At 43.6% G+C, this 24,397-nt stretch carries 27 protein-coding genes; 17 read left to right on the top strand and 10 right to left on the bottom strand.

What is annotated here, in order from left to right; all coding sequences use genetic code 11:
• Positions 1-271 precede the first annotated feature (271 nt).
• The 4 genes from ACXAEY_RS16590 to ACXAEY_RS16575 all read left to right on the top strand — a co-directional run bounded on the left by ACXAEY_RS16590 (position 272) and on the right by ACXAEY_RS16575 (position 3,366).
• Positions 272-1,171 (top strand): acetamidase/formamidase family protein, encoded by a 900-nt coding sequence (locus ACXAEY_RS16590; RefSeq protein ID WP_474813495.1) that lies wholly within the window; start codon positions 272-274, stop codon positions 1,169-1,171.
• A gap of 178 nt (positions 1,172-1,349) precedes the next feature.
• A complete protein-coding gene (locus tag ACXAEY_RS16585; RefSeq protein WP_474813493.1) occupies positions 1,350-2,729 on the top strand; it encodes a Glu/Leu/Phe/Val family dehydrogenase in 1,380 nt (459 codons plus the stop codon).
• A 120-nt stretch (positions 2,730-2,849) separates the two neighbouring features.
• Complete coding sequence (locus tag ACXAEY_RS16580) at positions 2,850-3,200, top strand: VOC family protein (RefSeq protein ID WP_474813491.1); 351 nt, start codon at positions 2,850-2,852, stop codon at positions 3,198-3,200.
• Positions 3,201-3,216: 16 nt separating this feature from the next.
• A complete protein-coding gene (locus tag ACXAEY_RS16575; protein ID WP_474813489.1) occupies positions 3,217-3,366 on the top strand; it encodes a hypothetical protein in 150 nt (49 codons plus the stop codon).
• 45 nt (positions 3,367-3,411) lie between these two features.
• Here the strand turns inward: ACXAEY_RS16575 and ACXAEY_RS16570 are convergent, their stop codons facing one another.
• Together ACXAEY_RS16570 and ACXAEY_RS16565 are read right to left on the bottom strand one after the other, a co-directional pair.
• Complete coding sequence (locus ACXAEY_RS16570) at positions 3,412-3,924, bottom strand: hypothetical protein (RefSeq protein WP_474813488.1); 513 nt, start codon at positions 3,922-3,924, stop codon at positions 3,412-3,414.
• A 108-nt stretch (positions 3,925-4,032) separates the two neighbouring features.
• Positions 4,033-4,839, bottom strand: coding sequence for a glycerophosphodiester phosphodiesterase (locus ACXAEY_RS16565; protein WP_270180946.1), 807 nt, complete (start codon positions 4,837-4,839; stop codon positions 4,033-4,035).
• 344 nt (positions 4,840-5,183) lie between these two features.
• On the opposite strand from ACXAEY_RS16565, the gene ACXAEY_RS16560 reads away from it, so the two are divergent.
• Positions 5,184-5,780 (top strand): class I SAM-dependent DNA methyltransferase, encoded by a 597-nt coding sequence (locus ACXAEY_RS16560; RefSeq protein WP_474813487.1) that lies wholly within the window; start codon positions 5,184-5,186, stop codon positions 5,778-5,780.
• A gap of 49 nt (positions 5,781-5,829) precedes the next feature.
• On the opposite strand, the gene ACXAEY_RS16555 is transcribed toward ACXAEY_RS16560, so the two are convergent.
• The 3 genes from ACXAEY_RS16555 to ACXAEY_RS16545 are packed head-to-tail and all read right to left on the bottom strand — an operon-like array spanning position 5,830 to position 8,390.
• The gene (locus ACXAEY_RS16555; RefSeq protein ID WP_474813486.1) at positions 5,830-6,639 is read right to left on the bottom strand and encodes an ABC transporter permease subunit; all 810 of its coding nucleotides are present in this window, start codon (positions 6,637-6,639) and stop codon (positions 5,830-5,832) included.
• Positions 6,636-7,523 (bottom strand): ABC transporter ATP-binding protein, encoded by an 888-nt coding sequence (locus ACXAEY_RS16550; RefSeq protein WP_474813484.1) that lies wholly within the window; start codon positions 7,521-7,523, stop codon positions 6,636-6,638. The genes ACXAEY_RS16555 and ACXAEY_RS16550 overlap by 4 nt, the downstream gene beginning before the upstream one ends.
• A 21-nt stretch (positions 7,524-7,544) precedes the next feature.
• Entirely contained in the window at positions 7,545-8,390 is an 846-nt protein-coding gene (locus tag ACXAEY_RS16545) for a TetR/AcrR family transcriptional regulator (RefSeq protein ID WP_474813482.1), read from the bottom strand.
• Between the two features lie 116 nt (positions 8,391-8,506).
• Here ACXAEY_RS16545 and ACXAEY_RS16540 point away from each other — a divergent pair, with 116 nt between their 5' ends.
• The 3 genes from ACXAEY_RS16540 to ACXAEY_RS16530 all read left to right on the top strand — a co-directional run bounded on the left by ACXAEY_RS16540 (position 8,507) and on the right by ACXAEY_RS16530 (position 14,139).
• Positions 8,507-11,641 carry an efflux RND transporter permease subunit gene (locus ACXAEY_RS16540; RefSeq protein ID WP_474813481.1) on the top strand — a complete coding sequence of 1,045 codons (3,135 nt, stop codon included), beginning with the start codon at positions 8,507-8,509 and terminating at the stop codon, positions 11,639-11,641.
• Between the two features lie 585 nt (positions 11,642-12,226).
• Positions 12,227-12,862 carry an FMN-dependent NADH-azoreductase gene (locus ACXAEY_RS16535; protein ID WP_474813479.1) on the top strand — a complete coding sequence of 212 codons (636 nt, stop codon included), beginning with the start codon at positions 12,227-12,229 and terminating at the stop codon, positions 12,860-12,862.
• A gap of 101 nt (positions 12,863-12,963) precedes the next feature.
• Positions 12,964-14,139, top strand: a complete 1,176-nt coding sequence (locus ACXAEY_RS16530; RefSeq protein ID WP_474813477.1) for a serine hydrolase domain-containing protein — start codon at positions 12,964-12,966, stop codon at positions 14,137-14,139.
• 29 nt (positions 14,140-14,168) lie between these two features.
• Here ACXAEY_RS16530 and ACXAEY_RS16525 read toward each other — a convergent pair whose 3' ends face one another.
• Complete coding sequence (locus tag ACXAEY_RS16525; protein WP_474813475.1) at positions 14,169-14,570, bottom strand: VOC family protein; 402 nt, start codon at positions 14,568-14,570, stop codon at positions 14,169-14,171.
• A gap of 179 nt (positions 14,571-14,749) precedes the next feature.
• On the opposite strand from ACXAEY_RS16525, the gene ACXAEY_RS16520 reads away from it, so the two are divergent.
• From ACXAEY_RS16520 to ACXAEY_RS16495, 6 genes are all read left to right on the top strand, one after another.
• Positions 14,750-15,055: a hypothetical protein gene (locus ACXAEY_RS16520; protein WP_270180956.1), complete on the top strand. Its 306-nt coding sequence runs from the start codon at positions 14,750-14,752 to the stop codon at positions 15,053-15,055.
• Between the two features lie 226 nt (positions 15,056-15,281).
• Positions 15,282-15,806 (top strand): hypothetical protein, encoded by a 525-nt coding sequence (locus ACXAEY_RS16515; protein WP_474813472.1) that lies wholly within the window; start codon positions 15,282-15,284, stop codon positions 15,804-15,806.
• Between the two features lie 147 nt (positions 15,807-15,953).
• Positions 15,954-17,243 carry a GntP family permease gene (locus tag ACXAEY_RS16510; RefSeq protein ID WP_270180958.1) on the top strand — a complete coding sequence of 430 codons (1,290 nt, stop codon included), beginning with the start codon at positions 15,954-15,956 and terminating at the stop codon, positions 17,241-17,243.
• A 129-nt stretch (positions 17,244-17,372) separates the two neighbouring features.
• A complete protein-coding gene (locus tag ACXAEY_RS16505) occupies positions 17,373-18,299 on the top strand; it encodes a polysaccharide deacetylase family protein (protein ID WP_474813470.1) in 927 nt (308 codons plus the stop codon).
• A gap of 105 nt (positions 18,300-18,404) precedes the next feature.
• Positions 18,405-20,159: an ABC transporter ATP-binding protein gene (locus tag ACXAEY_RS16500; RefSeq protein ID WP_474813469.1), complete on the top strand. Its 1,755-nt coding sequence runs from the start codon at positions 18,405-18,407 to the stop codon at positions 20,157-20,159.
• Between the two features lie 131 nt (positions 20,160-20,290).
• The gene (locus ACXAEY_RS16495; RefSeq protein WP_270180961.1) at positions 20,291-20,533 is read left to right on the top strand and encodes a hypothetical protein; all 243 of its coding nucleotides are present in this window, start codon (positions 20,291-20,293) and stop codon (positions 20,531-20,533) included.
• An 81-nt stretch (positions 20,534-20,614) separates the two neighbouring features.
• Here the strand turns inward: ACXAEY_RS16495 and ACXAEY_RS16490 are convergent, their stop codons facing one another.
• Together ACXAEY_RS16490 and ACXAEY_RS16485 are read right to left on the bottom strand one after the other, a co-directional pair.
• Positions 20,615-20,740 carry a hypothetical protein gene (locus ACXAEY_RS16490; protein ID WP_270180962.1) on the bottom strand — a complete coding sequence of 42 codons (126 nt, stop codon included), beginning with the start codon at positions 20,738-20,740 and terminating at the stop codon, positions 20,615-20,617.
• Between the two features lie 134 nt (positions 20,741-20,874).
• Positions 20,875-22,092, bottom strand: a complete 1,218-nt coding sequence (locus tag ACXAEY_RS16485) for an MFS transporter (protein WP_474813466.1) — start codon at positions 22,090-22,092, stop codon at positions 20,875-20,877.
• A gap of 287 nt (positions 22,093-22,379) precedes the next feature.
• Here ACXAEY_RS16485 and ACXAEY_RS16480 point away from each other — a divergent pair, with 287 nt between their 5' ends.
• A complete protein-coding gene (locus ACXAEY_RS16480; RefSeq protein WP_474814866.1) occupies positions 22,380-22,709 on the top strand; it encodes a winged helix-turn-helix transcriptional regulator in 330 nt (109 codons plus the stop codon).
• Positions 22,710-22,762: 53 nt separating this feature from the next.
• On the opposite strand, the gene ACXAEY_RS16475 is transcribed toward ACXAEY_RS16480, so the two are convergent.
• On the bottom strand, positions 22,763-23,134 hold the full coding sequence (locus tag ACXAEY_RS16475; RefSeq protein ID WP_474813463.1) for a hypothetical protein: 372 nt from the start codon (positions 23,132-23,134) through the stop codon (positions 22,763-22,765).
• A gap of 109 nt (positions 23,135-23,243) precedes the next feature.
• Between ACXAEY_RS16475 and ACXAEY_RS16470 the strand changes: the two genes are divergently transcribed.
• The gene (locus ACXAEY_RS16470; protein WP_474813461.1) at positions 23,244-23,507 is read left to right on the top strand and encodes a hypothetical protein; all 264 of its coding nucleotides are present in this window, start codon (positions 23,244-23,246) and stop codon (positions 23,505-23,507) included.
• Between the two features lie 28 nt (positions 23,508-23,535).
• The gene (locus ACXAEY_RS16465; protein WP_474813460.1) at positions 23,536-23,796 is read left to right on the top strand and encodes a hypothetical protein; all 261 of its coding nucleotides are present in this window, start codon (positions 23,536-23,538) and stop codon (positions 23,794-23,796) included.
• Here ACXAEY_RS16465 and ACXAEY_RS16460 read toward each other — a convergent pair.
• Positions 23,793-24,386 carry a DUF6624 domain-containing protein gene (locus tag ACXAEY_RS16460; RefSeq protein WP_474813458.1) on the bottom strand — a complete coding sequence of 198 codons (594 nt, stop codon included), beginning with the start codon at positions 24,384-24,386 and terminating at the stop codon, positions 23,793-23,795. The two genes, ACXAEY_RS16465 and ACXAEY_RS16460, sit on opposite strands and share 4 nt — an antisense overlap.
• Positions 24,387-24,397: the final 11 nt, after the last annotated feature.

The raw sequence follows: 24,397 nt of genomic DNA, 5'->3' as shown, positions 1-24,397 counted from the left end.
CGATTGTTACAGTCGGAAACAAACGGAAAATTACGAAAATAAAAGAATCTTAACGATGTTTAGTTAATGACCTGGATGATTTCTCGGCTAAGATAGAATTGTACTTTTTTAGAATGATAGAGAAGGAACGAGGAGGTTTGCAAGCGTTTTCGAACGAATTAGTATGAAAGGAAGGGAAGGAGGAACCCGCGCGCATTGTATTTGTACCATTTGTTGCGGGGAATTTTTACTATAGGAAAACGTACACTTATCACTTTGAGGAGGTAAAATAATGCACACGCTCTCGACTGATTCTGTTATTTATGACTTTAATAAAGCTCATGCTCCAGTGAAAAAGGTAAAGGTAGGAGATACGATCGAAATCAGTACATACGATTGTTTTGAAAATCAAATTCAGTCGGAAGACACTGAGATTACGGGAATCGATTGGAACCGTGTTAACCCAGCGACAGGTCCTATTTATATAGAGGGTGTAGAGCCCGGTGACGTTTTGAAAGTGAAAATTGAGAAGCTCGAGGTCGGTGACCGCGGTGTGATGGTCGTGGGTCCTGATCTCGGTGTCATGGGGCATCGGCTTGAGGAAATGAAAGCGAAGATGATTCCGATAAAGGATGGGAAAGCGATTTTTAGCGAGATCGAACTTCCGCTAAATCCCATGATCGGCGTGATTGGGGTCGCACCTGAAGGGGAAGGCGTGTCATGCGGAACGCCGGGTGCCCATGGAGGAAACATGGACAATAAGATGGTCACGGAAGGAGCAACGCTGTATTTCCCTGTTGCCGTGGAAGGAGCATTGTTCGGACTTGGTGATTTTCACGCGGCGATGGGTGATGGAGAAGTGAGCGTTTCTGGGATCGAAGTAGAAGGAAAAGCGACGGTGACGTTTGAAGTGATGAAGGATGAAGGCGTTACACAGCCAATGTTAGAAAACGATGAAGTCGTAACGCAAATCGCTTCAGCAGAAACGCTTGATGAAGCTGTTAAGGTTGCAACTGAGCTAATGATCGATCGAATATGTGGAAAAACAGGCTTGTCGGTGAGTGACGTGACGATGCTGATGAGTGCGGTGGGGCAAGTCGAAGTGTGCCAGGTTGTCGATCCACTCATGACAGTGAGGTTTGTTGTGCCGAAATGGTTGGAAGAGAAGTTTGGGGTAAGGTTGATCGGGTGAGGTGTACTTTCTACAAGATAAGGTGAAACTAATAGCCTCCAGTCCTTATGAGACTTGGGGCTATTAGTTTCGTCAAAATTTGACAAAATTCGGAGAGTGACAGGCACCATACCCCGTTTGAACTATATACAGTCGGGTAACTTATAAATGAATAGGTAAATTGGAGGGGTGATGAACATTGGCTAGTAAATATGGAGCAGTAGTTCAAGAATCATTGGATGCATTATTAGAAGATGAAACATTTATGCCGAACTTTACCGGGGAAGAGAGAGAGAAGGCGTTTGATTCTCTTGAAGCAATTCTTTCTACACCAAACCAAATTCAGAAATCATTTCTACGTGTACCGATGGAGAATGGGAAGATTTTGAGGATCCCAGCGTTCCGTGTTCAGCATAACAACGCGCTTGGTCCTTATAAAGGGGGAATTCGTTTTCATGAATCGGTCGATGAAGATGAAGTCGTTAACCTCGCTACACTGATGACGCTGAAGAATGCGCTTCACGAAGTGCCGTTCGGTGGAGGAAAAGGCGGAGTTGTGATCAATCCGAGGGAGTACTCTGAAAAGGAACTACATACGATTTCAAAGAAATACGTTCACTATTTCAGTGATATCCTTGGTCCAGACAAAGACATCCCAGCTCCAGACGTTGGTACAGGAGAGCGCGAGATGGATTGGATGATGGGTGAATTCAAATCGATCCATCCTGGTCAAGCGTATCGAGGCAGTTTTACTGGGAAAAGCCACTTGAACGGGGGTTCGCTAGGCCGTAGAGAAGCGACCGGTAAAGGCGTTTACTATACGTTCCGCTATTTGATGCACGACTTTTTGAATGACAATAAAGATTGGTTTGAGAGAAACCAGAACTTGTTTGCGAAAACAGCGATGGAGCATGCGGATCGCGATTTGACCGTTGGCATTCAAGGGTTTGGTAATGTAGGTTCTGTTGCTGCACTCGAAGCCTACAATTGCAATTACATCAAAACAAAAGTTGTGGCCGTGAGCGACCGAAACGTAACCCTTTATAATGAAGAAGGACTCGACATCAATGCGCTCGTTGCTTTTACTTCTGAAAATGAAGGAGATCTACCTACAACGGATGAAGCGCTGAACAATTACGGAATCGAGGCGGATATCAGAGACCGCGAAGACGTTCTTTACCTTGATACCGACGTTCTGATTCTCGCTGCTCTTGAAGAACAAATTCATGAAGATAACATGAAAGATGTGAAAGCACGCTTGATCGTTGAAGGTGCGAACGGTCCGATCACGATGAAGGCGGATGATTATTTGAGTCAGAACGGCGTATTGATCATTCCAGATATCCTCGCGAACGCAGGTGGTGTAATCGTTTCTTACTTCGAATGGTTACAAGGAAGAGAAACGCAGTTCTATAGTGAAGAAGAAGTGAACACGATGCTTGTTAAAAAGATGAAGGAAACAATGGATCAAGTGTTGCCTCAATTCTTTAATGATCCGTTCCCGCTTCGTCAAAATTGCTACATGCATGCGGTGACAAAACTTTGTAATACGCTCTATCGTCACGGAAAACTATATTAAGCTTTATGAAGGAACTCCTTTGTCTAAGTGACAGGGGAGTTTGTTTTGGTTAAAAAGGTATAACGCCTTTTGGGAGCGAAAGTGTGAGGGAGAAATAAATCAAGTTGCTGAGGTGATGACATGAAGATAAAAGGATTTGGAGGCGTGTTCTGGCGAACAGGTGATGTAGCTGCACTTTCAAAGTGGTACAAAGACGTGCTGGGGATCGATATGGAATCCTGGAATGGAACGGTCATTAAGCCGCAAGAAGGAAACGAAACGATCTTTTCATTTTTTACAGAAGACGATGGGTATTTTCCTGCGGATCAACAAGTGATGGTAAACTTTCAGGTCGAAAGCATCGAATCGTGTATGATGCACCTTGAGAAAGTCGGTGTGCCGTTAGTGAAAGATCTTGAAAAGAGTGAATATGGTTCGTTCATATGGATTGATGACCCAGACGGCAGGCGCATTGAGCTCTGGGAGAAGTAAGCATAGGAGGATTCATATGAATGAACGTGTAGGAACATGTACCGAGTGCGGGAAAGAGCTGTTTTGTAGAGAGGGGTTTTTGGATGGCGTAGTTGGTGAAGATAAGGAACTGTATTGTTTTGATTGTGCAGAGGATGTTTCTGTTCGTGATAAAGGTAACGTATAATAAAAAGCTGTTCTCCGAATGTGGAGGACAGCTTCTTTGTACTCGTTATTCCATCGTCATGCTATCTTTAAAGGACGTGATCTTCGTTTTTGTTGCATCTAACAGCTCTTTCACTTTCTCAACATCGGGCTCGTCTTTCTTTGTTTCGTCGATCAATGGATAGAGGTCGCTTTCAATATCCTTATATTCATCGGGATATTCCTTTTCAAGCTTCTCTTCAAAAAGATCCCAGTGTGAGTCGATCTGGTTTCCAAGTTCGTTCATCTTCGCAACATCATCAGGTGATTCTTCTAGTACTGTGCTAAGAGAGTCAAGGTCAGATAGAACTTGATCGACACCAGTTTGGAGGTCAACCTCACTTCCTTCACCAGCAGTGTTGCTGTCTCCAGCACCACCTTGACCTGAACTATCTTCTGTTACCGCATCATCATTCATAGAGGATTCTTCTGACGTATTCGTATTACCGTCTTCTTCCCCTGTAGAATTATCTCCACAGCCCGCAAGCAGCGTGCCGGCAGCTAGTCCAATCGCAAGTAATAAAGAAGTATTCTTACTCATATTCAACAACTCCTTCCTTTTCCTCTATTGGTTCCCATTTCCATTAGAAAGTAAACAGAGCGGCAAGTAATTTATTCGACAAAATGTGAGTGGTGACAGGCACCGTACTTAATCTACGTAATCAGGGTAGTCGGTGATGATGCCATCGACGCCAGCTTCTTTGAGGGCTTGTACAGATTCACGGTCTCTTGCTGTCCAAGGGTGAACGTCCATGTCGTAGTCATGAATTCTTGTTACGAGTTCACGATCGACTAAGCTCTTCGATGGGTTTACGTAGGAAGCATACTCTGAGAATGCTTCTAAACGTTGATCTGTTAGATGATCCGGGTTGTAAACGAGGACGCCTAATGGAACAGAAGGCAGGATGCTATGAAACGTTTGAACGGAGTCGTGATCAAACGATTGGACGATAATTTTATTGTTGTTTGGCTTATGCATGTTTCTTTCTGTTAGTGCATCCGCTACTTTTTGTTCGATTCCTGGGTAAAGGGATGGTGACTTGATCTCGATCAATATCCCGATTTTACCGCGGTACTCATCAAGCACTTCTCCTAGAGTTGGAATTTTCTCACCTGTAAAAGCTTCATCGAACCAACTGCCAGCATCAAGAGAGCGAAGCTCTTCGAGTGTAAGATCCTTCACTTTTCCAGAACCATCTGTCGTACGATCAACGGATGTATCGTGAATCACCACGAGTTCGCCATCTTTACTAAGCTGTACATCGAGTTCAAACATGTCGGACTTCATGTCTACTGCTTTCTCGAAAGCTGCCATCGTATTTTCAGGCGCATAGCCAGACGCTCCTCTGTGTGCAACGTTGACGATCTCTTCTTTTTTTGCAAAAGCATTGGCAGGTTGAATGATGAGACCGAGTGCGACCATGGCAGTTACCGTAGTCATCATAAGTTTTTTCAAGTAAAACAGCTCCTTTTGTTGTTGTTCACTATCAATCTACTGAAAGATTGTTAAGTGAAGATAAAGGAGAGGTTAGAGTGTAGTGACGAGGTTTAAAGGATTTCATGTAAAAGGACCCAGAGATGTTTACAACGGTTTAAGGGGATGGCATTTTACCTATAGGGCTAACGATGTGAATAAAACGCACAGAGATCGCATCATGCTTTCTATTCATTAAAGATTGGAAGAGAAAAGAGAGACGTCCGAACAGTCGGAATGGTTCATGATAGAAGTCCCGAAAAGGTAGAATCGGCTGTCTTTTGATAAAATGGTTGGAAGAAAGCATGACACTAGGAGGTTGCATGATGGAAGAAAACGTTTTTGAACAATTGGCGAAGCGCTACGATACGGAAGAACGGAAGGGACTTGCGGATGTCATTGTAAATGAAGTCAGTGAACACTTACACAACAGCAAATCAAAATCGCTGCTGGATTATGGAAGCGGAACTGGTCTTGTTGGTTTAGCTCTCGTGGATTTAGTAGATTCCGTTTTGTTAGTGGATTCCTCAAAACAGATGCTCGACGTTGCGGAAGGTAAGATTACTCGGAATGGTATAAGTAACGCGAAGGTTCTTCATTCAGACTTTATGGAACAAACGCCAAAAATAAAGTCAGACATCGTCATCATGTCACTCGTGCTACTTCATATCCCCGATACGACGACTATTTTACAGAAGCTATTCACCACCCTAAATGATGGAGGGAAGCTAATCATCGTCGATTTTGACAAAAATGAGAAGATCAATCATCCGAATGTGCATAACGGTTTTTCGCATGAAGAGCTCAAGGAGAGGTTTTCTGAGGTTGGTTTTCAATCGAATGAAATCAAAACGTTTCATCATGGAAGTGGTATTTTTATGAAGCAGGACGCATCAATGTTTATCTCCACAAGTTCGAAGTGATAACGGAAAGAGCTTGGAAGCATCGCCTCCAAGCTCTTTTTTTATACACCTACAAAGGTAAATTTCGTTTTCGAAACACGAATACGGTTGCGACGTATGCGAGTAATCCTAAACCGAAGAGGGTGAAAGAGACGAACGCGACGTTCACATCGCCGTTCGCGATCTTCGCTGGTTCAAAGAGGGAGAAGAGCGTAAGGTTCCGAAGCCAATCTAAGTCTGGAACGATCTTTCCCGCCATATCTAATGCGTAGAATAAAAACGTTACCCCGCCAGCTGCTGCAAACGCCATTTTCTCATCGTTAAAAAGGGAAGAGATGAGGATGGAGTAGCCTCCTACCGCAAAGAAAAGAAGGAATCCTACAAAGTTGATCTGGAAAAAGTCGCCCATCCCGATCGCGTATTGGTCGTCGATCAGGAGTTCTCCAGCGGCAAACCCGCCTGCAAAGTTTAGAAAAATAATAATAACAAGACCAGTGATGAGAACGGCGATTTGCGTGATCGCGACCTCAGCGCGGGATACTTTGGTAGAAAGTAAGTAAGCCATCGATCCTCGGTCGACTAGCTTTGCGATCAGTTGAATTGCGGTCATCACGCTGAAGATTCCTAAGATGAATAAAAAGAATAGTCCGTAGTACTCTGCTGAAATGAACTCTCCGTAAGTGCCGAACGATTCGAGTCCGAACGCATTCTTCAAGCTATCAGGATAAATGGCTGTTAGCTCTTGAATTTTATCGATGTTGTCGGAAATCATCGGAAAGAGGGATGTCATCAAGATGACGTAGACAGCAGAAGCGATGCCGAAGCTCATGATGCTTTTTAAGTTTGATTTCATCATCTGTTTATAGAGTGAAGCGCTCATCCGTTCACCTCCTCAGCATTGTAATAGTCCATGAAGATCTGCTCGAGGCTCTGGCTTGTAGCGCTTACGTTTTTAATAGGATAGTTTGCAAGTTCTTTGAAAAACGCGTCATAGTTTCCTTGCACTTCAATCCGTACCATGTTTCCATCTGTCTTCTCAATCGATAGAGTAGAAGATTTCAATGCTTCTACATCTTCAGTATTGAAGAAGGTAATATCGAATCGTTTTCTCTGCATCGATTGCAGCTCATGGATATCCTTCACGGTGACGATTCGCCCGTCTTTAATGATGGCGGCTCGGTCACACGTTCGCTCGATTTCTGAAAAGCTGTGGGATGACATGAGGAACGTTTTCCCTTTATCCTTTTCTTCAAGCACAAGCTCGACGAAGACGCGCTGCATCAAAGGATCGAGTCCAGATGTCGGCTCATCGAGAATGTAGATGTCCGGGTCGTGCATGAACGTCGCTACGATCCCAACTTTTTGCTTCATGCCTTTAGACATCTTACGAATCGGGGTTTTCGGATCGAATTGGAGGCGACGGATCAATTCATCTCGCTTTTCCTTATCCTGTTTTCCCTGCATACCTGCGATCATGTCGAGGAATTCTGTCCCCTTCATACCGTCTAAAAAGGCTATTTCCCCAGGTAAATAGCCAACATGTTCGCGCGCTTTTGCCTGCTCGCTCCACGCATCGTACTCGAACACCGTCGCGCTTCCTTTTTGCGGCTTCATGTAACCCATCAGGTGTCTGATCGTCGTCGACTTTCCGGAACCGTTTGGACCGAGGAAGCCGAATACTTCGCCTTTTTTCACATCGAACGACACATCGAAAATCCCTTTTCCATTTGAAAACTGGCGCGTAAGGTTCGTAATGGTGATCATGACTAAACCCCCTTCGTTACGTTATAGAAAGTAGTTTCGTAAACGTGATGCGAAATCCAAGTAGCGATCGTATTTATCGAGATTGGACGCCATGCCCTTTATGACCGCTTGTCTTGGGGATGTTCTCGCTAGCTCATCTAAAAGGATCGTTGCAGTATCGATCAGATTTTCATCACTTTCTTTTTCTAAAATGAGTGTAAGGACATTTTTAATTTCTTCGAGGTCATGCAGATTAAATCCTTCAGGCATGATTTGCTCGATGATTTCCTCTGTTATGACTGGTTGGTCATCACTTTTTAAGAATCCGGTCATCAAATAGTCGGTTTTCCTCGTAACTGCAGATGCCACTTCGAAATAATCGAACTCAATATTATCTAGAATGATAAGGTCGATGTAGTTTTTCATTAAACTCTGAACAGCAAGACTCGCTTCCCACACGTATGGTTCGCACTCTTTTCCATAAATCGCAAGGAGATGATTTTTGTAAAAAAGGTACGAATTGAAGCGCATCTTTCTGATGAGTTCTTCGATCGACTCGTTGAACGGAATCGCCTGCTCACGGAATTGCATGATGATGAACTCGCGGTGATCTGCGATTTCTTCCATAAAGACTTTGAGCTGGTACGTAAATTTTTCCTTCGGTGACATCGGCTCGGTTGCGACTTCATTCACTTTACGCTGCATTCTGTTCCAATAGTACATGAGGACTTCGAATAGCAATTCGTCTTTCGATTTAAAGTGAAGGTAGAATGCGCCTTTCGAGATATCGCATTCCTTTGCGATCTCTTGAACAGACGTTGCGCTGAATCCTTTTTTCGCAAAAAGCTTGATGGCATTCTCTATAATCATTATTTTTTTTGGTTCCATTTATTGACCACCTTCTATCACGTTAATGAACATTTCTTCCTTGACCTTTGACCGAGTGGTCATGTATATTTTATAACAGAATGACTACTTGGTCAAAAAGGGGAAGGAGAGAACGTATGAGCAAGATTATAAATTTTTCGATGAATAATAAATTTGCTGTCTGGCTTATGACCATCATCATTACAGCTGCTGGTCTATATTCCGGATTGAATATGAAATTAGAAACGATTCCAAATATCGATCCACCGATCATCACGGTTACGACCGTGTATCCAGGTGCGACACCTGCAGAGGTGGCTGATGAGATATCAGAACCGATCGAGCAGAAAGTGCAGAATTTAAGCGGAATGAAATCCGTAAGTTCAAGCTCGTTCCAAAATGCTTCGAGTTTACAGCTCGAATATAATTTTAGCAAAGATTTAGATGAAGCAGAGGACGAACTTCAAGAAGCAGTAAATGAAGTAGCGTTACCTGATGGCGCTGAGACGCCTGATGTGTCGCGAGTGAACTTTAATGCGTTCCCTGTTATCAGTATGAGTGTTACGAATGAAAATGGTGATCTTGCTGAGCTCACTTCGACTGTTGAAGATACGATCGCACCTGCACTCGAAGGGTTAGATGGAGTTGGCGATGTTCAGGTTGCTGGTCAAGAAGTGAGAGAAGTTCAGCTTCAGTTTGATGACGAAGCGCTCGCTGAACGAGGTATGGACCAAGAAACGGTTACGAACTTGATAAAAGGTTCAAAAGTGACGTTCCCGCTTGGACTATACACGTTTGATGATACACAGAAATCCGTTGTGATCGATGGAAACATCACAACGATCGATGATTTAGAAAAACTCCAAATTCCAATGATTCCATCGCAGAGTGCGCCGCAAGGAACCGCTCCGCAACAAGGTGCTCCTGGAACGCCGTCAGGTCAAGGAGCTCAGGGAGGTGCTGAAGCTGTTCAAGCACAGCAAGGCATTCCAACCGTTGCGTTAGGTGAGATCGCTGATTTTGAAATCGTTGCAGAAGCCGAGTCGATCTCACGTACGAACGGGGAAGAATCGATTACGGTTCAAGTAATCAAATCGCAAGAAGCGAATACGGTCGACGTTGTCGATCAAGTGAAGGAACAAGCTGCTGAGTTTGAAGATGAACTAGACGGTATCGACTTCATCTTTACGTTCGACCAAGGCGAGCCGATCGAAGAATCCGTAAGTACGATGTTGAACAAAGCATTATTCGGCGGACTGTTTGCGATCATCGTCATTCTGTTGTTCCTGCGTAACATTCGAACAACGTTGATTTCGGTCGTATCGATCCCGCTATCTCTATTCATCGCGTTACTGGTATTGAATCAAATGGGAATCACGCTTAACATCATGACGCTCGGTGCGATGACCGTTGCGATCGGACGTGTTGTCGATGATTCGATTGTTGTGGTTGAGAACATATATAGGCGGATGTCATTAAAAGAAGAGAAGTTAGAAGGTAAGGAACTGATTCGATCCGCGACGAAGGAAATGTTCATGCCGATCCTATCATCAACGATCGTGACGATCGCGGTTTTCCTACCGCTCGGCCTCGTTGAAGGTGTCGTAGGTCAAGTGTTCCTGCCATTCGCATTGACGGTAGTATTTGCACTACTCGCTTCATTAATCGTTGCGGTTACAATCGTACCGATGATGTCGCACTCGCTTTTAAATAAAGAACAGGCAATGAAAAGCCATAAGGATGGTCCAGGGAAGCTCGCTACGTGGTACCGTTCGATTTTAAACAGCGTTCTAAATCATAAGATTATCTCTTCGATCGTTGCAATCGGTGTCCTTGTAGGGAGTATCGCGATGATTCCGCTAGTTGGCGTTAGCTTTTTACCAGGTGAAGAAGAGAAGATGGTGATGCCGACGTTCAGTCCTGCACCTGGACAAACGCTTGAAGATGTCGAGTCGATCGCACTTGAAGCAGAGAAGTATTTTGAAGGTCGAGACGATGTTGAGATCATTCAATACTCTGTTGGTGGAGAAAATCCGATGAATCCTGGTGCATCCAACCAGGCGGCATTCTTTGTGATGTATGCGGATGATACGGAGAACTTCACGGAAGAAAAAGAACAAGTGATCAAAGATTTGAAAAACATGACGGACAAAGGGGAATGGAACAACCAGGAATTCTCTTCTACAGGTTCTAGTAACGATATTCAGGTTCAAGTATTTGGTGATACGATGGATGATATTAAGCCGTATGTAGAAGAGGTGGAAGGCGTCCTCAATGAGCAAGACGATTTAAATGAAGCTGAATCCAGTCTCGCAGAGTCGTATGAAGAATACACGCTCGTCGCAGATCAAGAGAAGCTCAGTCAGCTAGGGCTAACCGCCGGTCAAGTCGGTATGGAGCTTGGTCAGAACGGGCAGCGTTCAGAAATTACAACGGTAAAAGAAGATGGAGAAGAGCTTCAAGTCTTCATTGAAGTAGAGAAAGATGACTATGAAACATTTGAAGAGTTAACAGATAAGGAAATTCAGTCGCCAATGGGTGTATCCGTTCCAATCAACGAGCTGTTTACAGTTGAAGAAGGAACAACAGAAGACACGATCACGCGCCGTGATGGAAAAGTGTACGGCAGCGTTTCAGCGAAAGCAACAACGGATGATATCGGATCGGTCTCTGCTTCTGTAAAAGAGGAGTTGGATAAGATTGACCATCCTGATACGATCGACATTTCGATCGGCGGGGTTACAGAAGATATCAATGAATCGTTCAGTCAGCTAGGTCTTGCGATGCTTGCGGCGATTGCGATCGTCTATGTTGTGCTCGTCATCTTCTTCGGAGGAGCACTTGCGCCATTTGCAATCCTGTTCTCCCTGCCGTTTACGATTATCGGAGCAGTTCTAGGGCTGCTAGTTGGTGGAGAAACATTGAGTATATCCGCTATGATCGGTGCACTGATGCTGATCGGAATCGTTGTTACGAACGGGATCGTCCTGATCGACCGCGTTATCCAGAAAGAAAAAGAAGGATACTCAACGCGTGAAGCATTGCTCGATGCTGGGATGACGCGATTACGTCCGATCTTGATGACAGCTCTTGCAACGATCGGTGCGCTGCTACCACTCGCACTCGGTTTTGAAGGTGGCTCGATCATCAGTAAAGGTCTCGGACTAACCGTAATCGGTGGTCTTGCGAGCTCGACGCTCCTGACACTACTGATCGTACCGGTTGTGTACGAAATGTTGAGCAAGTTTCAGAAAAAGCCAAAGAAGGCATAGAAGGTCAAGCATGACGTGTGGACTTCCGCACGTCATGTTTTTATATGTGATTTTACCAAAATTTTAAACGCTTCGTGCGCAAGTTAAACTGAGGGAAAGAGCACTTGCACTCGCTGGTAGTGATGAGCTACATTTTCGCACTTAAACCGCATAGGGATGTATACTATAGGGTAAGGTCTTATCATCTTAAGAAGAGAGCTGATCATATGAAGAGCTTCTTTCGAAAAATGTTCGGTTTAGAGAAATGCATGATCTGTAAACAAAAACCGGTGCGTCCGCAGTACTATCTGGACGAAGAAGATAACCGCAGACCCGTTTGTTATAAGTGTGTTTCCTACGCGGAGCGACGTGCGTATCGAAAAGCGTAATTCCTAATATAAAGGTGAGAGTTTCTTAATTCGTTAAGAGATTCTCACCTTTTTTATATGAGTGAATCAAATTAGTTGATTCTTGAATTACTTTCTATTATCATTATCTTTGTTTCAAGATATCTTAATTAAAAACTCTTTGGCTCGAGGGATTGGGAGTAATCCGATTAACACATACTATGGCGAGCCTTAAAGAAAAACAGAAAGGAAGTTAAACATGACGAAAGTAATGTATATCACTGCTCATCCTCATGATGAGACGTATTCTTACAGCATGGCAGCTGGAAAGGCTTTTATCGACCAATACAAAGAGGTAAACCCTGATCACGAAATCATCCACATGGATTTATATAAAGAGCACATTCCTCAAATTGACGCCGATGTATTCAGCGGATGGGGTAAGCTTCAAAAAGGAAGTGGGTTTGAGGAGCTTTCAGAGGAAGAAAAGTCAAAGGTAAACCGTCTTTCAGAGCTATGTGAACAGTTTATCGATGCAGATAAATATGTATTCGTTACGCCGTTTTGGAACTTCTTCTTCCCACCGGTATTAAAAGCGTATATCGATGCGGTATCTGTTGCTGGTAAATCGTTCAAATATACGGCTGAAGGCCCTGTTGGTCTTCTAACGGACAAAAAAGCAATGCACATCCAAGCTCGCGGTGGAATCTATTCAGAAGGACCAGCCGCAGAGATGGAAATGGGTCATCGCTACCTTGGCGTTATGATGCAGTTCTACGGTGTGCCAACGCTTGAGCACGTGGCTATTGAAGGACATGCATTGATGCCTGAAAAAGCAGAAGAAATTAAAGAAAACGGTATTGCGCGTGCGAAGGATGCAGCACAAACGTTTTAATTGAAGTATGCAAGACACCCTTATATGAGGGTGTCTTTTTTATGTATCGGAAGGAAAGGAGAATCATTAGGAGAAGGTAAAGGCTAAGAGGAGGGATGCGAGTGGTAAGAGTTACAAAAAAGTCGATTTACTTTTGGCTTATAGGGTTCTGCTTACTTTTTACAGGATGTTCGAACTCAAATTCTGTAGGAGTGGTGGAAGAAAGTTCAGGGAAGCAATCAGAACCTGTTGATTCGTATTGGCCAACTGAAGAGTGGCGTACGACTTCAGCTGAAAGTGTTGGAATGGATTCATCTAAGCTAGTTGAGATGTTTGAGCATGTTGATTCTGAAAACATTCCAATGGAAGGGTTTCTGGTCATTAGAGATGGGTATATCGTAGCTGAAAACTATGGTGGGGAGTTTGATCAAGATAAGCCGCATCCGATTTACTCAGTAACGAAAAGCTTAACATCTGCCCTTACAGGAGTGGCGATTCAAAAGGGCGCGCTCAACAGTGTCGAAGAAAAAGTGATGACGTACATACCGAAAGAAAACATCGAATCAATGAACCCTCATAAAGAAAACGTGACGATCAAGCACTTTTTGACGATGAGCTCTGGACTTGATTTTCCCGAGCAAACGCAAAAAGGTTTCTATGAATCGGAAACGTGGGAAGCGTTCATGAAAGGGAATGACCCTGCAATCTACATCTTGAATCGGCCTTTACGTGAAAACATAAACGAATGGAACTACAGCACAGGTGACGCAAGAGTTGTTTCACGTGTTGTGCAAGAAGCAACAGGGAAACCACTATCTGACTTTGCAGAAGAGAGTTTATTCGAGCCACTTGGAATCGAGAACGTTGAATGGCCGACGGATCGTTCAGGCACGTCTTTCGGAGGCACTGGCGTCTTAATGACACCTCGCGACATGGCGAGACTAGGTTATCTGTACTTGAACGATGGGGAATGTGAAGGTGAGCAGCTGTTTCCTAAAGGATGGGTAGAAGAAAGTACGAAAGCGCACGTTTCGACCGGAGGGAATTTTGATGGTGATGATTACGGTTATTACTTGTGGTTAAAAGAAGTGAATGGCCATGACACCTATAGAGGAATGGGACTATATGGGCAGTACCTCGTAATGGTGCCAGACTTAAATCTCTTAGTTGTGCAAACCTCAAGTGGGATGGACGTTGATCCACTTTTAGAAAACTACATTCTGCCTTCTGTAAAAGCGGATGGCCCGATCGAAGCGAACGAAAGCTCTGCCAGTGAATTAAAGGAAATGATGAAGTGAGAACAATCCCCATGCCGGGGATTGTTTTATTATTGCCCAGGATGAAGAACGTTCGTAGCACTAAGTAAATTCCCGTCTGGATCTTTAAAACCGAACCCGCCAAATCCGTTATCAGGATTCACGTTGTATGGACCCACTTCGATTTCTTTCTCCTTCAACCAGTGGTAAAAGCCTTCTAAGTCGTTTGTGTAAAAATCGAGGATGCTATGTACGACTTCGGTATGGGAGTTTTGAAAAGAGAGTTTTTCCGTTGATTCCGTTTCGACCAAAAAGATTGTCGGAACTCCTTGTTGATTGAACGTCAGCATGGCGTTTCGTTCTCCTTGAAAATGAATATGGACGCCTAGTATTTCTTGATAAAATGAAATAGACGATGGAAGGTTACTGACGGGTATTTCAACAGTAGCAATATGAGAGATGAAACTAGACATTAAGGGTTACCTCCTTTTTTATTGTACTGTGTTATTCAACTTTGTTTCAGTGGACTCCTTCTTAAATAAACATTATTGGAGGAAGTGAGGAAAGACCCGTCTATTTGGGTGAAGTGAAATGAAATATGGAATATTATGTTAAGATAAGTGTGCTAAAAAAAGTGGTTGGGGGAATTGTAATGAAGAAACTGCTCGTCATTTCAGGAGTCGTCGTTGTATTGTTGGTTATAAATTTTCTAGGTCCTTACAACTTCTTTCTAGAGATTAATGAGAAAAACGCGTTAAAAGAAATCATCACGGAAGAGGGAACGTTTCAAGGAAACGACGTGATTACGATCGATTATCGAGGTTCTGATACATATTTTGTTTTGACGGAGAATGAAGACGGAAAACAAGTGAACTACATTGTGATGAGAGAGTACATCTCGATGATGAATGGACATTGGAAAGTGTTTGAAGAAACGTCTCGTAACCATTTCTTTTAGCCTTAGTGAAACATTTCTTTTGTCGATTATCGAGGTTCTGATACATATTTTGTTTTGACGGAGAATGAAGACGGAAAACAAGTGAACTACATTGTGATGAGAGAGTACATCTCGATGATGAATGGACATTGGAAAGTGTTTGAAGAAACGTCTCGTAACCATTTCTTTTAGCCTTAGTGAAACATTTCTTTTGTTTCTTTCGTCTGTCTAAGAGGAGGTTTTTACAATGAAACTAAAATTCGGCATGTTATTATCAGCTCTTTTAGTACTTGCTGCGTGTAATTCAGGCAGTTCGAGCTCAGAAAATCACCTCAACTCGCTTGTGGAGGCCAATCCAGAAGTGAAGAGTGAAGTTGAAAAGCTATCTAAAGAATTTCGAGATGAATTATCAGCACCAGACATGGAAAGCATTCCGTTCGAGGCTGAAGAAGTTACTGCGACTGCGCAGACAAAGTTAGAACCGAATGATGTAACGTTAATTTATTCGAAAGGAAATGAGCAGCTTTCTTTGATGCAGCGGGACGTAAAAGGGAAAGAAGTTAGCTTCGGAAAAACGGATGTGGAGCTTGAGAATGACATTCGTGCTTCCTTCAACGATTGGGAAAGTATCAGTGAATTAACGTGGATGAGCGAAAATGGTAACGTCATGTTTGGTCTCCGTTCAGTCGTTCCACGCAATGGTAATGATGAGCCGATGACAAAGGAAGAGCTTGTCAATGTTGCAAATTCAATCATTGATCAACGAAAGTAAATAGTTAAGGGAAACGCGTAAAACTGGCTAACAGTTTTGCGCGTTTTTTATGCTATCGACAATTAATGATAAAAAACGGGTAGTGACAGGCACCGCTGGACATAGTAAGAGCAAACAGTTGATCTTTAGGTAGGAGGACATGACATCATGATTAGTATTATTATTGGCCTTGCACTGTTGATGCTTCTAGCTTATCTTGGCTGGTCGATTATCTGGATCGCACCGCTCGTATCCGGAATCGTTGCATTACTAAGCGGGATGAATATACTCGATACGTACACATCTACTTACATGGAAGGTTTCGTTGGATTTGCGAAATCATACTTTCCGATCTTCTTATTCGGTGCCATCTTTGGGAAGTTGATGGAAGACACGGGTGCCGCTCAGTCTGTTGCGTATAAGATCTCAAATCTTATCGGTGAAAAACGCGCGATTCTAGGAATGCTGTTATCAGCAGCAGTGCTGACATACGGCGGAGTAAGTCTATTCGTTGTGGTATTTGCAGTTTATCCTCTTGCAGTCGCGATGTTTCGCCGCGCAAACGTATCGCGTAAGCTGATTCCATCGACGTTTGTTTTAGGGGCTTTCACCTTCACGATGACGGCAATCCCAGGAACACCTCAGATTCAGAACATCATTCCGATCAATACGTTCAAAACGAACACGATGGCAGCACCGATCATGGGTATCGTGGCTGGATTGATCATGGCAGTCGGAGGCTATTTCTATTTAAAATTCCGAGAGAAACAGCTCCTTAAAAAGGATGAAAAGTTTACAGAGCCTGAAGGCGATAATGAAGTGAATACGATCGATGAGGAAGATTTACCGAACTGGCTTCTTTCCATCATCCCTCTCATCGCAGTTGTTGTTACGCTAAATGCATTCGAGGATCTTAGTATCCTCGTTGCCCTATTAATCGGGATTCTTCTAATCATGGCGTTTAACTGGAAAGAATTCAAAAACTTCATCGGTTCCATCAACAAGGGTGCATCAGGGTCGGTTATGGCGACGATCAATACGAGCGCAGCTGTTGGATTTGGGTCAGTTGTTACCGCGTCTCCAGGTTTCGAGGCTGTAAAAGACTTGATCTTCTCAATTCCGCTCAGCCCATATTTTTCAGAAGCTTTTGCGGTTCAGCTTCTCGCAATGATCACAGGATCAGCATCGGGAGGTATGGGAATCGCGCTTGAGGCGCTTGGAGAGGAGTATTACAATATCGCTGTTGAAAACGGACTGAGTCTTGAGGCGTTCCACAGAATTACATCCGTTGCTTCTGGTGCCTCGATCCTCCCACACAACGGTGCCCTTCTAACGCTATTTACAGTAACGGGTCTTACTCATAAAGATTCGTACAAAGACGTGTTCGTCGTCGGACTCATCATCCCGATGATCGCCACGATCGCCATCATCTTCTTAGCGATGATGGGTATTATTTAAGGTAAGAAACTCAATCCCATACGGGTTGAGTTTTTGTTTTTCTTGTAGAAAATTTTCACAAATAAGGATGATTTTTATCGTCGTCTTCGAGTATGATTAGGTTATACAACTTCTAAAGGAGATAACTCATTGAAAAAAACGACGATCCTTGGTGTTAGCCTTTTGTCTTTTAGTCTCATTCTTTCTGCATGTGGTCAAGCAAACGAAAGCGCTAGCTCAGAGCCAGAAAAGAAAGTTGAAGTGACCGCTGATGAGAAGAGTGAAACGAACGATTCTAAGACTGAGGAAACCCAATCAGATGAAACAAACGATAGCAATGCGGAACCTAGCGAAGCGAAAAACGACGACACAACCTCTGAGGAAGTTGGGGAGGAAGCCTCTAGTGAAGTTGAACCTGATGCATCGGAACTTTCTTACACACTTAAAGAAGAAGTGTATACGGAGAATGGTGTAACGATTTCGTATCCTCAGCTTACGAACGCATCAGATTCAGCAAAGCAGGATGAAGTAAATGACCTTCTTTTTAACGAAGCATATAAGGTGATGAACTTTTACGACGGTACAGAAGGGTTAACCCTTGAAGTCGATTATGCTGTTTCGTATGAAAGTCCTTATTTCTTAAGTGTTCAGTATGCAGGCACTGGCTACGTAGAAGGAGCAGCGCATCCTAACAACCTTTTCTATACAACCAATATTGATCTTGAGAACATGCAACAAATTAGACTGAAAGATGTCATTCATGCAGATGAATCATTTATTGAATTGTTTAAAACAGATGCATTCAAGCCTGTTAATCCACACCATAAAGAGTTCGAAAAAGAGCTGAAAGATAACGCTACTGTTACTGATCTTCAAAATGCGGATTCGCTTGATGGGATTGGAACCGATCAACATTCTGAAACGTTTACGTATTTTACCGAGAGTAGTATGGGAATTAATTTCGGCGCTAGTCACGCTGTTGGTGGGCATGCAGCTTTTGAAATCAATTATGAAGACGCCCCGAGTGAGATGTGGAATGGCGATAAGATATGGGATCTTCTAAAAAAGGATCAATAAACCATCATGACTCTGTTTTTAGCAGAGTCTTTTTTGTGTCGGATTCTCGATTTTTATGATTTTTAAACTTTTCCAGCTATACTGATAGGAAAGGGGCTGATCGTTATGAGTGAACAAATAGAATCCTCCAAAAAACGAATGAACTGGAGTGGCCTTGCCACCTTAATAAAAGATACGAATCCTTCGAAATTACTCGTCACGATCGCGGTAACGATGAGTTTGATCGGGACAGTTGCTGGATTAATCGTACCGTTTTTTACGAAAAATTTAGTCGACCAGCTCTCGTCAGGGACATTATCGAACGGAATCATCGGTCTCTTGATCGCAGCGTTTGTGCTTCAAGCGATCTTCTCAGGGCTATCGATGTATTTATTGCTTTACATAGGAGAATCCGTCGTCGCGCGTCTTCGCGAAAGACTGATGAAAAAAGTACTTTCCATGAAGGTGACGTTCTTTGACAGCAACAGGGTCGGTGATACAACGAGCCGGATCGTAAATGATACAGGTGTGATCAAAGATCTCGTCTCGAATCATCTCATCAACTTGCTGACGAGTACATTGTCGATCGTAGGATCAATCGCAATCCTGCTTTATCTTGATTGGCGATTGACGGTGATACTTCTTACGGTCGTTCCGATCATGATGATTGGGATTCGTTTTATCGGAAAACGAATGTACAAAGTGTCGAAGGGACTTCAAGAAGAAACGGCGAAATTTACAGCGACGATCACACAAGTTCTCTCAGAAATACGTCTCGTGAAATTCTCGCTAGCTGAAAACATCGAAGAGAAGAATGGGGAAGATGGCATTAAGAACGTTTTCTCTTATAGTATGAAGGAAGCGAAGATCTACGCGCTCCTCATGCCGATCATGACGTTACTCCTTATGGGTGTGTTGGTCGTTATCGTAGGGTATGGAGGCGTTCGTGTTTCAACAGGGGAACTTAGTGCAGGTGAGCTCGTTGCCTTTTTGCTATACCTCTTTCAGATCATCATTCCGTTCAGCTCGATGGCAAGATTTTTAACAGCGATCCAGAAGGCGATGGGAGCGACGGAACGTCTGCAGTTTTTACTCGACCATGAAGGGGAAGAGCGCTTGATCGGAAAGGAAGTTACGAATCCATCTCAACATTTAGCATTCAACGATGTGGAGTTCTCATATGGAAAAGAAGTGATTTTAAAAGGAGCATCGTTCAGTGTTCCGCCTGGTAAAATCACGGCGATCGTCGGTCCGAGTGGAAGTGGAAAAACAACGACCTTTTCACTAATCGAACGATTCTACGTACCGCAAACAGGGTCGATCACACTTGGAGATACGGAAATCTCGGAATTCTCCCTCCAATCATGGCGAAATCAGATCGGTTATGTTTCCCAGGAGAGTCCACTTATCGCGGGAACGATCCGAGAAAATATTTTATATGGAATGGAACTTGAGATTTCAGATGACGTGTTAAAACAAGCGGCTGAACAGGCTTATGCACTTCCGTTTATCATGGAGCTGCCGAATGGGTTCGATACGGAAATTGGAGAGCGGGGCATAAAGCTATCAGGTGGTCAACGGCAGCGAATCGCCATCGCGCGGGCCATCGTTAGAGATCCTTCCATTCTTCTTTTGGATGAAGCAACATCGAGTCTAGATAGTACGTCAGAAGTGCAGGTGCAGAAGGCACTCAACAACTTGATGAAAGACCGTACGACGATCGTCATCGCCCACAGGCTTTCCACCGTCGTTCACGCTGACCAAATCCTAGTGATGGAAGAGGGCAAGGTGATTGAGACCGGAACGCATGACGAATTAATGCAGAACCATGCTCTTTATTTCAAGCTCGCGCAGCAGCAGTTTCAGTTGGAGAGTTCGTAGTGAATAGATTTGTCCTAACAACAATGGAAAGCATCAAATTTCAATGACGATGGGTGCTCTCTGGTTAACAGTTATAAACAGTACAATTCCCTGAAAAGCGGGTGACGATTATTTTTAAGGAAGAAGCGTTCTTGAATGAATGGAGTGAGACTCGAAAGTTGGGTATGTGGAAGTATATCCTTTTTTACGGAATCATTTTAGGCGGAATGGGTATTGCATTAGTGGAAGCGGGCATAGACCTTTACTTTCATGGAGGACTCAATCATTTCACAGATTATACAACAACTGGACTAATATTTGGGACTACTTATGGAACGGGCACCTGGTTTCATGGAGAGTATAAATTTAGAAAGGTTACTAAAAAAACACCATAAAATAATAAACGGTCAGAGGCACTCGCCACTGACCGTTTTAATCGGAATGATGTTCAGTATAACGTTCACTACGTTCAAATTTTACCTAATCCCTGTACGATCCTTCAGTCTATTTTCTAAAATCGCATCGTGTTCATTTATCTTCTTATAAACAACGATTATTGGAACGATCAGTACTAGAAAAAGTGCTAGAATAGCTGGTTTCATGATTAACTCCTCTGGATGTGTTTTCGTTGTTTCATACCATTCGTTGTGATTGTACTATAAATGGTTGTAGTAAGAAAGTTTGTGTTGGAAAGTAAAAAGAAAGGAAAGTTCCACGAGGAACTTTCCTTTCGATGTTAGGCACTTGCTTTGTAAAGTTGACTTTGTAAGTTTTTTTCTAATCTACCAAGCCAAGCTGTTAAGAGTACGGCTCCGGCTACCATGACGCCGCCGATCCATGAGGTGTGGATCAAGCCGATTGAATCAACGATGAGTCCGCCTACGAATGAGCCGATCGCGATACCGATGTTAAATGCTGCGATGTTCATGGCTGAAGCCACATTCACTGCAGATGGCACATATTTTTCTGACAGGTTTACAACGAGCAGCTGTAGGCCTGGTACGCTCATGAACGCGAATAGACCCATGAGAGCGATCGTGGTAAGACCGATCACTTTGAACGGTGCAGTGAAGCTTAGTGCCACCAGTACGATCGCTTGAAGAATGAACATCCAGAAGAGTGCTTTGATCGGACTCTTGTTGGACGCCTTCCCGCCGACCACGTTTCCGACCGCAACGGCTAGACCGTATACGAGTAAGATCACGCTGACCCATTTGGAACTAAAACCAGTCACGTTTTCTAATAGTGGTGTTAAATAGGTGAATGCAACGAACGTTCCTCCATAGCCTAGTGCGGTGATCGCGAACGCAAGAAGCAAACGGCCAGAGCTTACGATTTTTAGTTGATCGACAAATGTTGAAGGTGGTGCTTCTTTTAAGTTCTTTGGTACCAGGATCGCGCTCGCGATGATGCCGATCACTCCAAGCATCGCGACACCTAGGAACGTTGCGCGCCAGCCGAACGTTTGCCCAATAAACGTACCGAGTGGAACACCCGTAACGGTTGCGACCGTTAACCCTGTGAACATAAATGCAATTGCGCTCGCACGCTTATCTTCAGGTACTAAGTCCGCTGCGATCGTTGAGCCGATCGAGAAGAAGATTCCGTGTGAGAAAGCGGTGATGATTCGTGCGATTAATAAAAGTGTAAAAGAGGTTGCCATACCAGCAACGACGTTTCCTAGAATAAAAATAACCATAAGTGACATGAGCAATGTTTTTCGATTCATCCGGTCTGTTAATGCGGTTAAAATAGGTGCACCGAAAGCAACCCCGAGCGCATAGCCGGAAATCAATAACCCTGCTAACGTGATCGAGATGCCTAAGTCATCAGAGATCGTAGTTAGTAGGCCTACTGGAACGAACTCCGTCGTCCCAATTCCAAATGCAGAAATCGCGAGTGCGAGTAGCGCTGCGATTCCTCCTTTCTTCTTTTCTAATGTATGTGAACTCATGGATCGTCCTCCTAAAAGCAAAATAAGTTCTTGAGTGAACGTGGTTCGGCGCCGAAATGAAGCCACGTCCTCTCTGCAAAAACTATTATGCGACATACGCTTCTTGCCGTGAAGTACGCACTTTATTGTTATAAAGGAACCTCGAGGTGCTATAGGTACCTGTAAGTACCTGTAGAAACCATTTTGCTTTTCGGATATACTACCGGTATGTTAGTTTAGTTAACGTTAATTAGACGTGTACAAACCTAAATAGATCATAGGTGCAAAAAAGTACCTTAGGAGGAACCATCATGCCATATAACAATTCGGTAGAAGCGACTCTCGATGTCATCGGAGGGAAGTGGAAAGTCGTTATTATGTGTCATTTGATCGAGAAAGAGCGACGTACGAGTGAATTGAAGAAACTTATGCCAAAGATCACGCAGAAAATGCTCACACAGCAGCTGCGTGAACTAGAGGAAGACGGCGTTGTGAATCGCAAAGTTTTTGATCAAGTCCCGCCAAAAGTGATCTATTCGTTAACAGATTACGGCTGGTCTTTAAAACCGATCCTCGATGCGATGTGCGCATGGGGAGATGGCTACATTAAGAAGAATGGCTGCGATGTTTTAGAATAGAACGGGATATACAATAGAGGGGCACTTCCACTTTAGGAAGAGCCCCTTTTTTCTTATTTCGCGAATTTGGCGTGCCATTTTCGTTGAACAACGCGATCGATGATAAAAAAGAGGATTGCAGAAATGAGGCTGGCTGCCCCGAGAACGGTACCTGCTAAAAAGTGAATGATGAACGAGAGAATCCACTCAGGATTTTTTGTCGTATAAGCCATGGACCTTGCTAGGGAATCGCTAAGGATGGACGCCCACACACCATAAAGGAATATTCCCAAAAAGAAATATGGAAACCAGTTTTTAAAGTCAGAGGTGAACTCTCCTAACGAGAAAGCGGTTTGACTGAGTCCTGCAAAAAGTGCTGTTGCGGTAATTGTCGTAATTATTCCGACCAATAATTTTCGTAGTAGTAGAAATCCTTTTTTCTTCATAGCTCCTCACCTCAATCGTGTCCTACCCTGATATTACCATATTGTATTTGATGAAACTTTATCTTCTTATATCCGTCCTTATTAGTAAGACGTGTTTGAGGAGGTTATGATGAAACGAACAGTGTTGACTCTTTTACTGCTCGTAAACAGTATCTACTTATTAAATTTATTGTTTGGATCTACCATTCAGTTTTCTTTCGCGATCGATGGACTTTTCGTCCTATCGTTTATCGTTGGAATCTTACTTTCCATTATCTATCTTTCTCAACCAAGAAGTCAGCACCCGCTTCTTTCACTTGCTGTCCTGTCCTTTAGTCTCGCTTCATTCGGATGTTTCACATTCTTTCAGTTTCTTTCGACTATAATGGGATAAGACAAGTGAACCTAAAGAGGAGGTTATGATGGGAAGGATCACATGGTTTTTTAAATCTTTTATGAGAGAACCTCTTTGGTTTAAAGTGGTGATCATCGTGACGTTCCTTACGGCGATTGTATTCAGCAGTTCAGCTTTCTCTAGTACGTTGCAGAGCATCGCAAAGCTTGCTGCAGCGATTTTCTTTATTACGTATGGCATAAAGCTGAGGCACAGTCGACTCGTGTCCATGGTTATGTTTGCTGTCTCGTTTATTTCTCTGTACCTCGCTTGGACTCTAATCGTTTAAAGCCAACCCACTCGTTCGCGCCATTCATGGACTTCTGCCATGCGCTTCTTCATGGAAGAAGGGGGTGACACGTTGTTTTCTTTTAGCTCATGCTGAATCCGTTCGAGTTCTTCTTGCATCGGAGGAAGGCCGATTTCCGCTCGCCTTTGTTCGATGCTTTCTTCATCCTCTATTTTCCATGGGCGCATGTTGCCCTCTTCATCCCAATCGAATTGTGTGCCGTATCGCTGAGGCTTTCCCTCGAAGAATAAAATCCGATCATAGAGATAAGCAAAGCGAAATGGTTCGATGTATCCTTCGTTCATTTCTTTTTCAAGAATGGGAAGTGCGTTTCGCTGCAGCTGAGGTAAGCTGATGGCGTGTTGAAGAATAAGCCACGCAGCATCAGCGGCTTCCTTTCCAACTTTCTCCTCGTTCGGCCAGCCGATTTCTTCCATGATGTTGGTTAATCGAAGGCCGTTTTCGATATGCACTTTCTCCATTTCAATATGGTATCCCTCGAAAAGAACTCCTTCTCGCAAGAGCTGCTCTCTTACTTCAAGGTCACGTTCTTTCATCTGTATAAGTTCATTCATAATGTTGCGCCGCATGACTGTCCTCC

The sequence above is a fragment of the Anaerobacillus sp. ABA4_114 genome, from assembly GCF_056159065.1.
The sequence above is the reverse complement of the archived record's forward strand: the minus strand, read 5'-3'. Positions and strand labels throughout refer to the sequence as shown.

Coding starts and splice junctions, on each gene's coding strand:
- ACXAEY_RS16465 (WP_474813460.1), top strand. CDS start 23,536: ATGGGAAGGATCACATGGTTTTTTAAATCTTTTATGAGAGAACCTCTT.
- ACXAEY_RS16475 (WP_474813463.1), bottom strand. CDS start 23,134: ATGAAGAAAAAAGGATTTCTACTACTACGAAAATTATTGGTCGGAATA.
- ACXAEY_RS16460 (WP_474813458.1), bottom strand. CDS start 24,386: ATGCGGCGCAACATTATGAATGAACTTATACAGATGAAAGAACGTGAC.
- ACXAEY_RS16555 (WP_474813486.1), bottom strand. CDS start 6,639: ATGAGCGCTTCACTCTATAAACAGATGATGAAATCAAACTTAAAAAGC.
- ACXAEY_RS16570 (WP_474813488.1), bottom strand. CDS start 3,924: ATGAGTAAGAATACTTCTTTATTACTTGCGATTGGACTAGCTGCCGGC.
- ACXAEY_RS16490 (WP_270180962.1), bottom strand. CDS start 20,740: ATGAAACCAGCTATTCTAGCACTTTTTCTAGTACTGATCGTTCCAATA.
- ACXAEY_RS16510 (WP_270180958.1), top strand. CDS start 15,954: ATGATTAGTATTATTATTGGCCTTGCACTGTTGATGCTTCTAGCTTAT.
- ACXAEY_RS16525 (WP_474813475.1), bottom strand. CDS start 14,570: ATGTCTAGTTTCATCTCTCATATTGCTACTGTTGAAATACCCGTCAGT.
- ACXAEY_RS16580 (WP_474813491.1), top strand. CDS start 2,850: ATGAAGATAAAAGGATTTGGAGGCGTGTTCTGGCGAACAGGTGATGTA.
- ACXAEY_RS16535 (WP_474813479.1), top strand. CDS start 12,227: ATGACGAAAGTAATGTATATCACTGCTCATCCTCATGATGAGACGTAT.
- ACXAEY_RS16500 (WP_474813469.1), top strand. CDS start 18,405: ATGAGTGAACAAATAGAATCCTCCAAAAAACGAATGAACTGGAGTGGC.
- ACXAEY_RS16550 (WP_474813484.1), bottom strand. CDS start 7,523: ATGATCACCATTACGAACCTTACGCGCCAGTTTTCAAATGGAAAAGGG.
- ACXAEY_RS16545 (WP_474813482.1), bottom strand. CDS start 8,390: ATGGAACCAAAAAAAATAATGATTATAGAGAATGCCATCAAGCTTTTT.
- ACXAEY_RS16485 (WP_474813466.1), bottom strand. CDS start 22,092: ATGAGTTCACATACATTAGAAAAGAAGAAAGGAGGAATCGCAGCGCTA.
- ACXAEY_RS16520 (WP_270180956.1), top strand. CDS start 14,750: ATGAAGAAACTGCTCGTCATTTCAGGAGTCGTCGTTGTATTGTTGGTT.
- ACXAEY_RS16540 (WP_474813481.1), top strand. CDS start 8,507: ATGAGCAAGATTATAAATTTTTCGATGAATAATAAATTTGCTGTCTGG.
- ACXAEY_RS16575 (WP_474813489.1), top strand. CDS start 3,217: ATGAATGAACGTGTAGGAACATGTACCGAGTGCGGGAAAGAGCTGTTT.
- ACXAEY_RS16470 (WP_474813461.1), top strand. CDS start 23,244: ATGAAACGAACAGTGTTGACTCTTTTACTGCTCGTAAACAGTATCTAC.
- ACXAEY_RS16515 (WP_474813472.1), top strand. CDS start 15,282: ATGAAACTAAAATTCGGCATGTTATTATCAGCTCTTTTAGTACTTGCT.
- ACXAEY_RS16590 (WP_474813495.1), top strand. CDS start 272: ATGCACACGCTCTCGACTGATTCTGTTATTTATGACTTTAATAAAGCT.
- ACXAEY_RS16560 (WP_474813487.1), top strand. CDS start 5,184: ATGGAAGAAAACGTTTTTGAACAATTGGCGAAGCGCTACGATACGGAA.